Raw genomic sequence first — 16,260 nt, 5'->3', positions numbered from 1 at the left:
AATAGGCTACAGCAGGTCACTTTTTCCTGGTTTGTCAACAGGTCCTTCTCTTCACAATCTCATTTACACTCTCAAATCTTTCATACCAAACTTCTTTCCCGGTTTTTTCTTTACAGGCTGTTTATGCTCCTTTTTCTCTTTCTTTTTATTCAAACGCTGCTGCAGAGCATCATTATAAGTTTTACAATCTTCATCCCACTGCCGGTATGCCTCATCTCCTCTATGATCTGGCAGCTTCTGGGTTTCTGCAAGATAATTTCCCACAAATGCAGTCACTTTCTGAGCTCCCCAGTAATTCAGATGATACCCTCCGTCCGGTGTATCTTTCTTCCAGTCAAGTTCTAATTCATCCAGATGGTGATTCATATCTAAAAGCTCTACATCCTGAGAATCAGCAATTTCCTTAATTGTATTATATCGCTTCATATCCCAGTCATGAGGCCCTGGAACTGCCAGCAGAACCGGGATGGCTCCATTTTCTTTACAAAGCTGAATACATTTCTCAAGTTCACGTCTTGCCAGTGGATTTACTTCCGCCTTTTCCCTGCTGTCCTTCATCCAGTCTTTCTCTTTATACGCATGCACCCCAAGTCTTGCATTTGACCCGTGTCCCACGCATTTCATATCCATAGTCCAGCTTTTCCAGCGATTTGGAAAAAGAAGCCTCCAGCGGGAATGATAAGTAAATGCCGGAAACAGCGCTGATGCATCACTTTTTAACTTTTGACTCAGATTATCTGCCGTACTTTTTTCTCTGAAAATACAGCTGGGCTCCAAAAATACTATCTTTGGAGACTGATGCTTAAAGATCTTTTCCAGATTGTGGCGTGTTTCATAAATTCTCTGGCTGGCCTCTCCCCAGACATAGGCGGTAATCCCATGCTCCTCCCACATCTGATTGGCGGCCAGACCACTATAGTAATTACTGTTTCCAATAGCAACCACGTCAATTATATTATCTTCTTCGGCAAAAATCCCATGAGAATTAAAATTCCCCACTGTGTTCTTTGTATTTCCCGCACGTATCAGCAGCTGGGAAAGTACACTCAAAACAAGGACCAGGATCACAGCAAATGAAATCGTATAAATTATTTTTTTCCGTAATGTTATCTGCTTATTTTCTTCCATATCTGATCTTTGTACTCCTAAAACTGTGCATAAATAAAGTCAACTGCTCCATATCCCGGCCCGTAAGCGCCAAGAACAATCACCGACATAACCCCTGCGATCAATACAGTTGTCCGAAAAGCATACGCTTTGGATGCCAGACAGTCTCTGACAATAATCCCCCGCTCGTTCAAAATTCCAACAATCAAAACCACTATCACACCGCATAATGCCACAAAATAGTCATAGGGGCTTAAACCGATATCCCAGAAAAACTCCACCGCCCCCCATTTGGCCCGGTCAAATAAAGATAAAAACATATGTCCGGCAGCTCTCAAATCCTGTGCCCTGAATATAAGCATTCCAAAGCCCACAAAAATACAGGTTCTGACTACCTGAAACTTATGAAACACTTTATTTTCCGCCCGGTTTAAATGGAGCACGCCGCAAATCCGTTTGAATAAAGGCTCTGCCAGTACCCCAATCTGCATAATGATATAATAATATAAACCATATACAATATATTTCCATTCTGCGCCATGCCATATACCATTGCAGATCCAGACTGCAAACAGAGCTACCGCTGCCGGAAGGGTCATTGCAAAATATTCATTAAAACGTTTTCTGGCAGCTTTGCTGAGATTCTGGAAAAATTTACTCAATGAAATCGGGTAAAAAATATAATCTCTCAGCCAGGCTCCCAGCGTAATATGCCAGCGCCTCCAGAACTCATTAATATTTCGTGAGAAAAACGGGCGCTGAAAGTTCTCAGCCAGAGTAATGCCAAACATCTGAGCGCACCCTGTAACCATATCCATACAACCTGAAAACTCTGTATACAGCTGAATAGTATAACACAAAATTCCCAGAGCCACTGCCAGCCCGCCATGCTCCTGATAACTTCCAAAAACCACACTGGCCACACCGTTTAACCGGTCTGCGATTACCATCTTTTTAAACAATCCCCATACAATCAGCTGCAGTCCGTATGTAAATTTATGATAGTCAAACCGATGCCCTTCATAAAGCTGGCCTGCCAGCTGATTATATCTGGAGATAGGTCCTTCCACAATAATAGGAAAGAAAATTAAAAACAGAAGTAACTTAAAATAATTTTTTTCAGCAGGATATTTTTCCCAGTATACATCCGCAAGATAACTTACTGCAGATAATGTATAAAATGAAATTCCAAGGGGCAGCAATAAATGCAGATACGGAATTTCCCAGGAAAGCTTTAGTTTGAGCCATAATTCGTTCAAACTGCTGCCAAAAAAGTTAAAATATTTTAAGAATAACAGTAATCCCACACTAAAAATGCAGGCTGCAGCCAAAAGACGTTTTTTCTTTTTTGCAGTCTGCGCTTTAAATGCCTTACGCTCCTCCTTTGGGAGCTCCTTTCTTTTCTGCTTTGCAGTTACAGTTATCCGCTCAAGCCCTCTGGCCGCCAGGTAAACCACAAGCGCCGTAAGACATACAATAAAAATCAGCTGGCGGCCGCCAACCAGGTAAAAGACAATACTTGCGCCTAAAAGTACGCCCCATCGAACCTTCAGGGGCGCAGCATAGTAGGCAAGCAGAGTCAGTCCCATAAATAATCCTAAAAATACAAAGGTATTATACTGCACGGGTCATTTCTCCTTTACTCATCCTCCAGTAATCTTTCAACAAGATCATAAATTGCCTGAACAGACTGGAAATTTTCAGGAACGATGTCCCTGGGCGTAATCTCAACATCAAACTCATCATTTAAAGATGCCACCAGCTGAATCATCATCATGGACTCTAATATATGATCGTCAATCAGATGCTCCTCTTTGGAAAAATCTACGCCCGGTTTTAAATCTTCTAATATTTCAATAATTTGATCCTTCATAATATATCTCCTCTTTTCTCTTTCATATCAATATTGCTTTCTATCTCAGCTTTTTCTATTACACATTTTTTAACACAGTTGTTTTACATATAATCCTGATAATGCTTCTTTAAATGCGCCCGGTCTATTTTTCCGTTGGCATTAAACGGCATTTGTTTTACTCGGATCAGTTCATTTGGCTGCATATATGTGGGAATTTTCTTCCACATGGCAGTCATCAGTTCATTCTTCTTTACTTTACCTTCATATATAAAAATGATTTTATCAACGGTATCGTCATATACGCAGGCACAGTTTTTGATCTTCTCTACCGACCAGGCAGACGCCTCTATTTCGCCCAGCTCAATACGGTATCCCATATGTTTTATCTGAAAATCTTTCCGCGAAATATAAATAAATTCTCCACGTTCATTTACTTTCACCAGATCTCCTGTCTTGTAGATTCGTTCCGGATATGCTGAATTTAACGGATTCTGGACAAATACATCCGCTGTTTTCTCCGGATTGTTGTAGTATCCTTCGGCCAGAAAAGAGCCTCTGACACACAGTTCACCTTCTTCCCCGGGGGCGGCCTCTCTTCCGTCATCCGTAAGCACTAATGCATCACAGTTATCACAGGAACGGCCGATTGGAAGAGATTCATCATCTGCAAATGTACGGTCTACCACATAGTACGTACAGATATCTGTAGTCTCTGTAGGTCCAAATAAATTTGCATAAAAGGCATCCGGCAGCTTTGATTTCCAATAATTCAAATGTTTCACCGGCATTACCTCTCCGGCAAATAATATCTTATTTACATACTTCAGATCTGCATAATCCAAGGCCTTCCAGTTTGCAACAAGGCCCAGCGCAGACGGTACCCAGTAAATTGTATTTACTTTATACTCATTCATATAATCAATCAGCTGCATCGGAAACGAAAACAGCATTTTCGGAATAATCTGAAGACGCGCGCCGGTTCGGATTGTACTATAAAAATCTGTCACAGACATGCTGAAATAAAAGGGTGTCTGACTTCCAAAAACAGTATTTTCATCAATATTAAATGTACTTTCCACCCATTCTGAATACGCTATAACCGCTCTGTGGCTGATAACGGTTCCCTTAGGCATCCCCGTGGAACCCGATGTAAAAAGTGCATAAAGCGGATCCGTATCAATACTTCTTTTTCGAATCTCACTTAATGCTTCTGCATCCACCGGAGTCTCTACAGCATCCTCCAGCCATATAATTTCTCCCGGATGTGAAAGATTTTCCGCAAGTTCTTTATGGGCATAATCAGTTACCAGCGCCTTGGGATTCAGTGTCTTAAAAATCTTATTAATTCTGTCTGCCGGCATAAAAGAATCAATTACCACATAAAAATTTCCACTGTACACAACTCCCAGAAATGCAGCTGCACATCTTGGGGTTTTATCAAGTAAAACTGCCACCGGCGCATTCCTGTATTTTAACTGACTGATGCGGCTGCCAATCCGCTTGGCATACATACTCAGTTCATGAAAACTGATCTCTTCATGCTGATCGGCAACAGCGATTTTTTCCCCACAAGTATCTGTTGTCCGTTCCAGATATTCTAATATGTTCTTCATCGGTTTTACCTCCGTCCTGATATCTGTATCCATTATACCTGTAAAATTTTAATTTTCATCCCATTTAAAGCAAAGATAATATTAATTAACTAATTCTTAAGAATGTCTCATAAATTCATTTCCATTCTTCAGATTTATGGGACAAAAATGATACAAATTCAGACTTTTTATACAGTTGTAACCCCTTCAAAATCAATGTATAATGAACCATGTTTCATAATTTTATACAAAAACCAGCATTAATTGTTAAGGAAAATTTTGTTGAAAACTATATTTCCCGAAAAACTCAAATTATACCAATCTAATGTTTCAAATGAGAGGATTTTACTTATGAAAAAATCGTTCCTTTATTATAAAACCATTCTGATACATACCCTTGCAGCCATCCTTATCGGCCTGATCATCGGCGCCGTTGACGCTCTGTTTGGCCGTGTACTTCTCACAATCACCGATTTTCGCCAGGAACACCTATATCTTCTTCTGCCGTTTCTTGGTCCGGCCGGACTGCTGATTCTTTTTCTCTACAGAAAACTCAGCCCCAAATCCCTGGGAGGTATGGGACTGATCTTTGATACGGGTTTTCAGGAAAACAAACACATTCCAAAACTTCTCGTACCATTGATTATGCTGACTACCTGGATCACGCACCTGTTTGGAGGAAGCGCCGGGCGGGAAGGCGTTGCCGTACAGATGGGAGCTGCAATTTCTCACACTATAGGAAGAAAACTTCATGTACAGAACAATGCCCGCCTTTATCTTCTGATAGGAATGGCTGCAGGTTTTGCAGGTCTTTTTCAGACCCCGCTGGCCGCAGTATTTTTTGCACTGGAGGTGCTGGTGGCCGGAAGCCTTTTTTACGAGGCAGTCATTCCCTGTCTTGCCGCCTCCTTTACCGCCGGTTTTACCTCCCATCTGCTGGGACTGGAAAAATTTTCTGTAATCGTCAGCGACAAACTGGTTTTTACACCTGATACGATTGTTAAACTTATAATTACCGCTGTTATTTTCGGCATCATAGGAGGGAGCTTTGCATGGTGTCTGCAGGCGGCAAAAAAACGTCTGGCATCCTGGTTTCCAAATGTATATTTCCGCATTTTGATCACAGGAATCTGCCTGTCCCTTCTTTTACTTTTTATCCATCAGGGACGTTATACCGGACTTGGCACCAATCTTATCAGCGCAGCCTTTGAGAATCAGACCATTTATCCCTATGACTTTCTGTTGAAATTCGGTTTTACTGTTATTACACTGGCCGCAGGCTATCAGGGCGGAGAAGTGCCCCCTCTGTTTGCCATAGGCTGCACCGCCGGTATACTTTTGGGTAATCTCTTTGGTCTTCCCGTTGCTCTGACAGCGGCCCTTGGATATGCCGCAGTTTTTGGCAGCGCCACAAATACGCTGCTGGCCCCGGTAATTATAGGTATTGAAGTTTTCGGTCCGCAAAATGCCGTCTATTTTCTGATTGTTTGCTCCATAGCCTACGCCTGCAACGGAAATATGACAATCTATGGCAGACAGAGACAATATCAGGGGCAGGAATGGCAGAGCCGCTCTTCAAAATAAACAATACCCTGATAGTGCAACACATTTCTTTTGTGTATTTACTATCAGGGTATTGTTTTTGACTCTTCTGTAATTTATTCTTCTGTCTTTTCTACCTTTTCAGACTCTGCATCTACTTTGATTCCAAGCTCCTTCAGCTGTTTTTCATCTACTGTGCCGGGAGCTTCCGACATAAGACAGGATGCATCTTTTACCTTCGGGAACGCAATGACATCCCGGATAGAATCAGCCTGTACCATATGCATTACCATACGGTCAAGACCATATGCCAGCCCGGCGTGAGGCGGCACTCCAAAACGAAATGCATTTAACAGGAAACCAAACTGCTCCCATGCGCTTTCTTTTGTAAACCCAAGAACCTCAAACATTTTTTCCTGAATGTCGTTCTGATGGATTCTTACAGATCCTCCTCCCAGCTCTGTACCGTTTAACACAATATCATACGCCTTGGCCCGGACTGCTCCGGGATCTGTATCTACCTTATCCCAATCCTCTTCCATGGGCATGGTAAAAGGATGATGCATTGCCATATAGCGGTTCTCTTCCTCGGACCATTCCAAAAGCGGAAATTCTGTAATCCAAAGGAAATTATACTGATTTTTATCAATCAATTCCAGCTCTTTTGCCATATGAAGTCTCAGCGCCCCAAGAACATCCCAGACAACTTTATTCTTATCTGCCGCAAACAACAGAAGATCTCCCGGCTTTGCCTCCATTGCAGATACCAGCGCTGCAAGCTCATCCTCTGTCATAAATTTTGCAAAAGAAGATTTATAAGTTCTGTCCTCATTCACGCCCAGATACGCCAGTCCTTTGGCTCCATATGTTTTGGCAAGATCTACCAGCTTGTCGATCTGCTTCCGGCCCATAGAGGCTCTTCCGGGCACGCAGATTCCCCGGACGCTTCCGCCATTTTCCAGTGCTCCTGTAAATACGCCAAATCCGCAGCCGGCAGCTACATCTGATACATCTTTCAGCTCCAGCCCAAAACGGGTGTCCGGTTTATCGGATCCAAAACGGTCCATAGCCTCCTGCCAGGTCATTCTGGGCAGAGGAAGCTTAACATCAATGCCGATAGACTCTTTAAATACGTATTGAAGCAGACGTTCATTTACATCCAGCACATCATCTACATCTACAAAGGCAAGCTCCATATCAGCCTGTGTAAACTCCGGCTGACGGTCCGCTCTTAAATCTTCATCCCGAAAACATTTTGTAATCTGGAAATAGCGGTCATAGCCTGCACACATCAGCAGCTGTTTAAACAGCTGTGGAGACTGAGGAAGAGCATAAAAACTGCCCGGATGCACACGGCTGGGCACCAGATAATCTCTGGCTCCTTCCGGTGTGGATTTGGTCAGCACCGGGGTCTCAACTTCCACAAATCCTTCCTTCATCATAAAATCACGCATCAAATACGCAACCTTGCTTCTCAGCATCAGATTCCGCTGAATATCAGGTCTTCTTAAGTCCAGATAACGATATTTCAAACGGATATCATCTTTTGTCTGTGAATTTTCCTCTATTGGAAATGGCGGAGTCTCAGACTCGGATAAAATGCGGATATCTTCCGCGATCACTTCAATATCCCCTGTTTTTAAATTTTCATTTACTGCCGCACTTCGTTTTTGAACAGTTCCTACAACTGCAACTACATATTCGCTTCTTAACTGCCCGGCTTTTTCAAACCCCTCTGCTCCCACGCTTGCTTCATCAAACATGATCTGCAGAATTCCGGAACGGTCTCTTAAATCTATAAAAATCAGACTTCCCAGATTTCTTCTTTTCTGCACCCAGCCCATCACGGTTACTTTCTCACCGATATTCTCATTTGATACTTCTGTACATCTATGTGATCTGTGAAGCCCTTTCATGGATTCTGCCATGATTTCATCCTCCTGATTTTCTTCTTCCTATACAGCCTTAGTCACGATTGAAAAACTCTATTACTTCTTCATATCCTTCCCTGGCCAGCTGTTCCTTCTGGAACTTTTTATTTTTATTCATCCGGACAACCAGCACCTGCTGACCGTCTTTTCTTGCTTCCTGCGCTCTGGCAATAACTCCGGCCAGTTTGTCTCCGGGATAGCCTTTCTCGATTAAATAAGCTGTCTTTTTTGGCTGCTGCGGAATCTGAAATCCGCTTTCCATTAAAAGCATAATAATACGCTCAAAACCGATGGAAAAACCGCAGGCCGGAACATCCTTTCCGATAAAGTTTCCTACCATTTTGTCATAACGTCCGCCGCCTCCGCAGCTGCCGCCGAATTCAGGAATAGCAATCTCAAAAATAGTTCCTGTATAATATGACATTCCCCGAACCAATGTGGGATCAAATACAAGTTCAAACTCTGCTGCCTTTGTAGAAGTAACGCTTGCGGAAATTTCCTGCATATTCTGAACTACATCTGCGTCCAGATATTCACCCAGCTCCCGGGCCAGATATGCCACTCCGTCATCTGCTTTTTCCACACCTTCAAACAGCGCCAGATATTTATCCACCGATTCCTGTAAAAAACCGGCTTTCACAAGCTCCTCGGCTACACCAGAAAGTCCGATCTTGTCCATTTTGTCTAAAATAATAAATACCGTATCATAATCTGCTTCCTGAAAACCACTGTAAGCAGCCATGGCTTTTAAGATTCTTCTCTCGTTAATCCGTATTTCAAAATTTTTAAATCCAAGCTTTCCAAGTGTTCCCGTAGTAGCTAAAATCAACTCGATTTCCGCCAGATTGGACGGTTCACCGATAATATCAATATCGCACTGCATAAACTGACGGTAACGGCCCCTTTGTGGTCTGTCTGCACGCCATACATTTCCCATCTGCAGAGCCTTAAAGGGATTCGGAAGATCATTTGCATGATTTGCATAATAGCGGCACAGCGGTACAGTCAGGTCATAGCGAAGTCCGTTGTCCACAAGATCTGCCTCACACTCAGCAGTCTTAAGATTTAATTTCTCGCCTCTTTTTAATACTTTAAAAATGAGTTTTTCATTTTCCCCGCCCTGCTTACTGCTTAAATTCGCAATATTTTCCATACAGGGAGTCTCAATGGGGGTAAAGCCGAATGCACGGTACGTTTCTTTAATAACACCCATGACATAATCACGGATCTGCATTTCATCCGGCATAATATCTTTCATTCCGGTTACCGGTTTCTTAATTAATGCCAATTGAGTTCCTCCATTTCTTTTGCTTTGCGTTCTATCATTTCGTCAATTCGTTCCAGATAATTGGTAATATCCTTGACGTTTCCTACTCGTTCTATGCGGGCGCCGCCATCCATTACAAACTTTGTCGTGGCTCCTGCACCAAGTGCCATTATAGTCTGTTTTTCTTCCATAATCAAGATATTGTAAATACCTGCGCAGCCCGGTTTTGCATAACCTACATTTTCAAAATTCCCGGCCATATTTTTCTGCCGGTAAAGATAATAAGGTGTCATTCCCATATTTCTTGCATATCTGGCTGTGAGATCAATGATATCCCACGTATTTTCCATATGCAGGTCCTGATACTCCTCCCAGTTCATCCGGAGTCTGGCCGCACGCTTCACCGCCAGGGAATGCACCGTAATATTGTCAGGATCCAGTTCTTTTAACTGCTCCATAGTATTCCTTACATCATCAATATTTTCTTCCGGAAGTCCCACAATCAGATCCATATTGATATTTGTAAACCCAAGCCTTCTAGCCAGCTGAAAGCTTTCCACAGTCTGTTTTACTGTAGCCTTTCGTCCGATCAGATCCAGGGTTTCCTGCTTCATTGTCTGAGGATTAATGGAGATTCTGGAAATTCCATGATCTTTAATTACCTTCAGCTTTTCTTCTGTAATACTGTCCGCCCTTCCCGCTTCTACTGTAAATTCCAAAAGGTGAGAAAAATCGAACTTTTGCTCAAGCTTTGTAATCAGCCGGTCTAACTGCCGGGGTGTCAGTGTCGTAGGCGTGCCGCCGCCAATATAAATGGTATTTAAATGTTTATTCTTAAACCGCTCTGCTGTAAATTCAATTTCTTTTTCCAGAGCGTCCAGATATTCATCTATCCGTGACTCCCACTTTCCCAGAGGATAAGAGGTAAAGGAGCAGTAAAGGCAGGTGCTTGGGCAAAAAGGTATCCCAATATAGAGACTGTAGCCATTTTCATAATCAATTTTTTGAAGCAGCTTCAGCTCTTCTTCTGCCACTTCTATGCAGAGATCAATTTTCTCCTGAGAGGCAAAATAGGTCTCCCTCATATATGTTTCAATCTGTTCCCTGGATTTTCCTTCTTCCAGCATACTCATGGGAATTTTGGTAGGACGGATTCCCGTTAATGTCCCCCAGGGAAGCTTTTGCTTTGAAAACTCTGACAGCATATCATAAAGCTGCTGCTTTAACCGGTTTTTTGTCTCTTTTCTGTCTGAAAAATCTGCTTGAAACTCCCGTCGGATCCCTTTTTTATCGTTTTTCCAAAACTGCACTGCAACAGATGCAGGCCTATACTCAATATCAATACGAAACGATATTCTCTCACTGGTATCCTTTTCTTCGGCCGAAACCTGCACTTCCTCCTGAGGAAAAAATGCTTTTACCAGTGAGTGAATATCGTATTCAAAATCAGCTTTATTTAATTGAACTGTAATCATTTGTCTCTCTCTTACTTACAGATATGGATTATGATCCCGCTCATAACCAATGTATGTTTTTCCTTCATGTCCCGGCAGAACCTGGACATCATCCGGAAGAACCATAAGTTTTTCTTTAATAGAACGGATCAAATCAGAGAAGCTTCCGTTTGGAAAGTCTGTCCGCCCGATGGAAGTACAAAACAGCGTATCTCCGCTGACTAAGACCTTCTGCTCTTTCAAATAGTAACATACGCCCCCTTCGGTATGCCCCGGCGTATGAAGCACCTCCAGATCAAATCCCCCAAGGTGAAGTACTTCCCCTTCCCTTACATAAACATCCGCATGATACTGTTCCGAAATTCCAAGCATAGTAGAAAGGTTTATCTGAGGATCTTCAAGAGTATATTTTTCATCTGCATGTGCATAGATCTGAATTCCGTACGTATTTTTCAGATCTTCTGCCCCGGATGCATGATCAAAATGTCCGTGTGTCAGCAAAACTGCCACAGGTTTTAACTGTTCCTGCCGGATTTTGGTTTCCAGCATTTCCGTACTTCCGCCCGGATCTACAATTAAAACTTCCTTTGTATCACTGTTTATCAGAAAATAGCAGTTAGTGCTGATAGCGCCAACCTGATATTCTTCGATTTTTAAATCTGCCATATAACTCTCCTGTTAACAAAGCGGACCAAAAAATGTCCGCTCTGCTTTCTTTAAATATTTACTATCTTTACATTCTTATTTACAGCCATTGTATTCTATCGTTTCATCGTTTTGAAATCAGCCAGTTGTCCTCTTAATATCAAAAACGCTGTCAATCATACGAATTTTATCCATCAGAGAATTCATTTCATCTTTTCCTTTTGTATGGAACTGGACAGAAATTGTTGCTACACCTTTTTTACTTGTTCTGGAATTAATAGAGTCAATATCTATCTCCCGTTCCATAAAAATCCGGCTGATATCCACAAGCAGCCCGGTTCTATTATTGCAGAAAATCTTAATCTCCGCCAGATAACGGCCGCCCATAGCCTCTTCTGCAGCTCCCTGCTGCCACTCCGCATCAATTAACCTTACCCGCTCGCTTTCCGGCAGCTGAATAATATTAATGCAGTCTGTCCGGTGAACAGACACACCCCGTCCTCTGGTAACAAATCCAACAATTTCATCACCTGGAACCGGTCCGCAGCATTTGGAAAAATGCACCGCCACATCCGTGAGGCCCTTGACAATAATACCGCTTTTGCTTCTCTCTTTGGGTTTTACCGCAGCTTTTTCTTTCTCTCCTTCAGCCAGAGCAAGAATCTGCTCATCTGTGAGCTTCTTGGCATGTTCTCTGCGGTACTCTTCCATCATACGATTGATAATCTGCGCCTCTTTTAAGCCCCCGTGTCCCACTGACGCCAGCACAGAATTCCAGTCTCTGAAGCCGTATTTCCGCTGTACTTTTACCTGATACTCCGGTTTATTAATATCAGAAAGCTGAACACCTTTTACTTTACAATAATTGTGAAGAAGCTCTTTACCCTTCTGAATATTCTCTTCTTTAAATTCATTTCTAAACCACTGGTTAATTTTATTTTTAGCCTGAGTGCTCTTTACAATATTCAGCCAGTCATGGCTTGGGCCTCTGGAGTTCTGAGAAGTCAGAACCTCGATCCGGTCTCCGTTTCTGATTTTATAATCAATGGGAACCAGTTTGCCGTTTACCTTGGCCCCGATCATTTTATTTCCTACAGCGGTATGAATATTGTATGCAAAATCTATAGGAGTAGATCCTCTTGGTAAATTCTTTACATCTCCGGTAGGTGTAAAACAAAATACTGCGTCTGAAAATAAATCCAGATCGCTTTTCAGCAGGCTCATAAACTCCTTGTTATCTGACAAATCCTGCTGCCACTCAAGAATCTGGCGCAGCCAGCTTAATTTAGCCTCTTCACCGCTGATACCGCCTCCATTGGACGCTTCTTTATACTTCCAGTGGGCTGCGATACCATACTCCGATGTACGGTGCATCTCTTCTGTCCGAATCTGAATCTCAAAAGGCTGGCCGTTAGGACCGATCAGAGTCGTGTGCAGCGACTGATACATATTCGGTTTCGGCATTGCAATATAGTCTTTAAACCGTCCCGGAATGGGTTTATACTTCTCATGAATAACCCCCAGGGCCGCATAACAGTTTTTAACATCCTTTACAATAATGCGGATAGCAAACAAATCGTAAATCTGATCCAGGGTTTTGCCCTGATTCACCATCTTTTTATAGATACTGAAAAAGTGCTTTGCACGCCCTACAATTGAAGCTTTAATTCCTGCCTCGTCAATATATTTCCCAACCTCATCCACCAGAGACTGTACATATTCATCCCGGACGGACTTGCGCTGTGCAACTTTCTCCACCAGATCATAGTACGCTTCCGGTTCCAGATATTTCAAAGAAAGATCCTCAAGCTCAATCTTAATCTTAGAGATACCAAGCCGCTGGGCAATGGGAGCATAGATATCCATGGTCTCCCTGGCCTTTTCTTTCTGTTTTTCCGGTTTCATATATTTAAGCGTACGCATATTGTGAAGCCGGTCAGCAAGTTTAATAATAATAACCCGGATATCCTTTGCCATAGCCAGAAACATTTTTCTCAGATTTTCCGCCTGAACTTCAATCTTGTCTCCGTCATAGGACAGCTGTCCCAGCTTGGTAACACCATCCACCAAAAGCTCCACTTCTTCTCCGAATTCCGCTTTAATTTCATCATCCGTCATAACAGTATCTTCCACCACATCATGAAGAATACCTGCTACTATGGTTTCTTTATCCATCTCCAGCTCTGCCAGTATAATGGCCACGTACAGAGGGTGGATAATATATGGTTCGCCGGATTTGCGCACCTGTCCCGTGTGTGCACTCTCGGCAACCCTGTATGCCTTCTCAACCAGAGAAACATCCTCGGAAGGATGATATTTTCGAATCCTTTTTAAAAGCTCTTCATACAGAATGGATGGTTCTATAAAATCTTTGGTTGGAATCATCTTACTGACTTCTGCAGAGATCTCTTTTTCAATTTTTTCAATATCTTTTAAGTCTGTCTTATTCATCTCGCCCATTTTATTCACCTGATAATTAATTATAATTAATTCCATTTAAAAAAGCAATGTTTTCATATATACATCCACAGGCATACTGCCTTGTACATAACTATCATACCAGTGGAATCCAATACTTTGTGCAAACAATACAGAGGCCGTATTTGCAGGATCTATGTACAGTTTTATTTCGGGCAGCTGCAGTTCATCCGCAGCATATGTCAGTACAGCGCTGCATACTTCCCTGGCAATTCCTCTGCATCGGTATTCTTCACGAATCAAATATCCCATCTGCACACCGTCTTTTCCCGGTTCCAGCCCACACCGGCCGATAACCGCCCCTGTATCCTTGTCTATAATCGTCCATGTTCCATAATCATAAAAAACATACTGTGTCTGAATATAGCTCTTAAGCCGCTCCTGCTCCTGTTGAAAATCCTCAGACATGGGCTCAACCCAGGGCTTTACTGAGGGCTGTCTGTATATGTCATAAAAGCTGCAAAGATCTTCGGGTACTGCCTCCCGCAGAATACATTGTTTTGTCTTTAAAACAGTCCAGGGAATACTGTGATGTCTGCAGAAAACTTTTTGAAGAAACATCACTGTAATTTCCTGAAAACTCTCCACAGCCATATCGGCTCCGAAAACAGACTCATCCTTTTTCAGGAAATACAGAGTGGCTGCTGACAGTTCCTTTACTCTCTTTAATGTACACCAGTCACTGACAACAGCAAGGCTGGCCTTATTTTGTTTTTTCAGTTCTGCAAAAGCTTCTTCCAGCCCGCATTTCTCAGCCCGCCATATCCTGATCTTATGCTGTCTGGCCTGACAAAAAAGCTTCTCTAGACAGTCTCTTTCCTGTTTTTCCCATTTTACAGTATCTCCAAACACAAAAATATTTCTTAACTTATGTTCCATCCCATCAACCGTAAACTTTCCGTCTGTTATCATCAAATTCCGACATTTTTAACCGCTATAGTTTCCATCAGCCTACCACATAGAAATGCAAAAAACTACCCGTTTTTTCTAATTTTATTGAAAACGCACGTCATTTCCGTTACAATGCATATCAGAGATGTACAAATTGCCGTAGAATACGGCCGATTCTCAAAAATTATGAAAATAAAGAAAAGAGGGGACTATTATGGCACAGAATCCAATTGTTACCATTGAAATGGAAAACGGTGATATAATCAAAGCAGAACTTTATCCTGAAATCGCACCAAATACAGTAAATAACTTCATATCACTTATTAAAAAGGGCTTTTATAACGGAGTTATCTTTCATCGTGTAATTTCCGGATTTATGATCCAGGGCGGCGATCCGGAAGGCACCGGCATGGGCGGTCCCGGATACAGCATTAAAGGTGAATTTTCTCAGAATGGTTTTTCAAATCAGCTGAAACATACCCCCGGTGTATTATCCATGGCGCGTACTATGATGCCTGATTCAGCAGGCAGCCAGTTTTTCATTATGCACAAAAACTCTCCGCATCTTGACGGCCAGTATGCCGCATTCGGAAAAGTAATTGAGGGAATGGAATTTGTTAATAAAATCGCAAATGTAAAAACAAACTACCAGGATGCCCCTATGGAACGGCAGATGATGAAAACCGTTACTGTGGAAACATTCGGCACAGAATATCCAGAACCGGAAACATGCTAAGATAAAGAAAAAAATTAAAAGATTTTGTATATGAAAGCAGCTGTCTGTATCAGCTTTTCCGCCACCGGTTAAAACACGGATTTCGGAAAAGCTGATACAGACAGCTGCATTTTTATTACTTAATTCAATTCTAACATCTCCGACGTTTCCTTCTGGCCTTCTCTTTATACTTCTTGTCTCCAAAAATCCAAAAGAAGATCAAACCAATCAAGGTCCCCATAATGGCCCCGAAAATAACATCTGTAGGATAATGAACCCCTACATACAGTCTCGTAAATCCTATCAGAAACGCCAATACCATAACCGGTACTCCAAGACACGCCGGACGGCTTTTAAAAATCACAACAGCCGCGGCAAATGCCGTCATCGTATGACCAGACGGGAAAGAAAAGCTTCCCACCTTTCCAATAATACAGGAAAGACCGTCAATCACCTCATAGGGGCGTATCCTGCCCACATAACCTTTCAGCACATAATTGCACAGCAGATGAGCACTCAAAAGCGCCAGAAGAGATAAAATCCCTGCACGTCTGGTTTTCTTTGGGAATAATAAAATGACGCCAATTACCGCCCAGATAAATCCTTTATCCCCCAGATGCGTTATTCTTACCATAATGGGTGTCAGCCACTCAAACCTTAAATATTCCTGTATCCACAGCAGAACATTCCCATCCGCCGCCAAAATTCCAGCTAAAATATCATGTAGTACTTGCATTATCAATCATTTCCTTCCAGCCAGGGCGGACAAAACTGCCCGTCCGG

At 42.4% G+C, this 16,260-nt stretch carries 13 protein-coding genes; 2 read left to right on the top strand and 11 right to left on the bottom strand.

Annotated elements, in window-relative coordinates; translation table 11 throughout:
- Positions 1-63: 63 nt before the first annotated feature.
- From OCV88_RS05935 to OCV88_RS05920, 4 genes are all read right to left on the bottom strand, one after another.
- Positions 64-1,128 (bottom strand): SGNH/GDSL hydrolase family protein, encoded by a 1,065-nt coding sequence (locus OCV88_RS05935; RefSeq protein ID WP_158424659.1) that lies wholly within the window; start codon positions 1,126-1,128, stop codon positions 64-66.
- 17 nt (positions 1,129-1,145) lie between these two features.
- Complete coding sequence (locus OCV88_RS05930; RefSeq protein WP_158424658.1) at positions 1,146-2,732, bottom strand: MBOAT family O-acyltransferase; 1,587 nt, start codon at positions 2,730-2,732, stop codon at positions 1,146-1,148.
- Positions 2,733-2,746: 14 nt separating this feature from the next.
- Entirely contained in the window at positions 2,747-2,980 is a 234-nt protein-coding gene (locus OCV88_RS05925) for an acyl carrier protein (RefSeq protein WP_158424657.1), read from the bottom strand.
- 83 nt (positions 2,981-3,063) lie between these two features.
- On the bottom strand, positions 3,064-4,575 hold the full coding sequence (locus tag OCV88_RS05920; protein ID WP_158424656.1) for an amino acid adenylation domain-containing protein: 1,512 nt from the start codon (positions 4,573-4,575) through the stop codon (positions 3,064-3,066).
- Positions 4,576-4,905: 330 nt separating this feature from the next.
- Here OCV88_RS05920 and OCV88_RS05915 point away from each other — a divergent pair, with 330 nt between their 5' ends.
- The gene (locus tag OCV88_RS05915) at positions 4,906-6,138 is read left to right on the top strand and encodes a chloride channel protein (protein ID WP_158424655.1); all 1,233 of its coding nucleotides are present in this window, start codon (positions 4,906-4,908) and stop codon (positions 6,136-6,138) included.
- Between the two features lie 74 nt (positions 6,139-6,212).
- On the opposite strand, the gene aspS is transcribed toward OCV88_RS05915, so the two are convergent.
- The 6 genes from aspS to OCV88_RS05885 all read right to left on the bottom strand — a co-directional run bounded on the left by aspS (position 6,213) and on the right by OCV88_RS05885 (position 14,750).
- The gene (gene aspS, locus OCV88_RS05910; RefSeq protein ID WP_158424654.1) at positions 6,213-8,024 is read right to left on the bottom strand and encodes an aspartate--tRNA ligase; all 1,812 of its coding nucleotides are present in this window, start codon (positions 8,022-8,024) and stop codon (positions 6,213-6,215) included.
- A 37-nt stretch (positions 8,025-8,061) separates the two neighbouring features.
- Positions 8,062-9,315, bottom strand: a complete 1,254-nt coding sequence (gene hisS / locus OCV88_RS05905) for a histidine--tRNA ligase (protein ID WP_158424653.1) — start codon at positions 9,313-9,315, stop codon at positions 8,062-8,064.
- Positions 9,306-10,769: a coproporphyrinogen dehydrogenase HemZ gene (gene hemZ, locus OCV88_RS05900; protein ID WP_158424652.1), complete on the bottom strand. Its 1,464-nt coding sequence runs from the start codon at positions 10,767-10,769 to the stop codon at positions 9,306-9,308. Before hemZ ends, hisS begins: the two co-directional genes overlap by 10 nt.
- Positions 10,770-10,784: 15 nt before the next feature.
- Complete coding sequence (locus OCV88_RS05895) at positions 10,785-11,414, bottom strand: MBL fold metallo-hydrolase (protein ID WP_158424651.1); 630 nt, start codon at positions 11,412-11,414, stop codon at positions 10,785-10,787.
- Between the two features lie 117 nt (positions 11,415-11,531).
- Complete coding sequence (locus OCV88_RS05890; protein WP_158424650.1) at positions 11,532-13,853, bottom strand: RelA/SpoT family protein; 2,322 nt, start codon at positions 13,851-13,853, stop codon at positions 11,532-11,534.
- A gap of 36 nt (positions 13,854-13,889) precedes the next feature.
- Entirely contained in the window at positions 13,890-14,750 is an 861-nt protein-coding gene (locus OCV88_RS05885; RefSeq protein ID WP_262590802.1) for a GNAT family N-acetyltransferase, read from the bottom strand.
- 226 nt (positions 14,751-14,976) lie between these two features.
- Between OCV88_RS05885 and OCV88_RS05880 the strand changes: the two genes are divergently transcribed.
- Positions 14,977-15,498: a peptidylprolyl isomerase gene (locus OCV88_RS05880; protein WP_158424648.1), complete on the top strand. Its 522-nt coding sequence runs from the start codon at positions 14,977-14,979 to the stop codon at positions 15,496-15,498.
- A gap of 130 nt (positions 15,499-15,628) precedes the next feature.
- Here OCV88_RS05880 and OCV88_RS05875 read toward each other — a convergent pair whose 3' ends face one another.
- Positions 15,629-16,213 (bottom strand): phosphatase PAP2 family protein, encoded by a 585-nt coding sequence (locus OCV88_RS05875; protein WP_158424647.1) that lies wholly within the window; start codon positions 16,211-16,213, stop codon positions 15,629-15,631.
- Positions 16,214-16,260 lie beyond the last annotated feature (47 nt).

It is taken from the genome of Brotonthovivens ammoniilytica (genome assembly GCF_025566885.1).
Classification (GTDB): Bacteria; Bacillota; Clostridia; order Lachnospirales; family Lachnospiraceae; genus Brotonthovivens; species Brotonthovivens ammoniilytica.
Note: the sequence above shows the minus strand (reverse complement) of the source record. Positions and strands in the feature narration are given on the sequence as shown.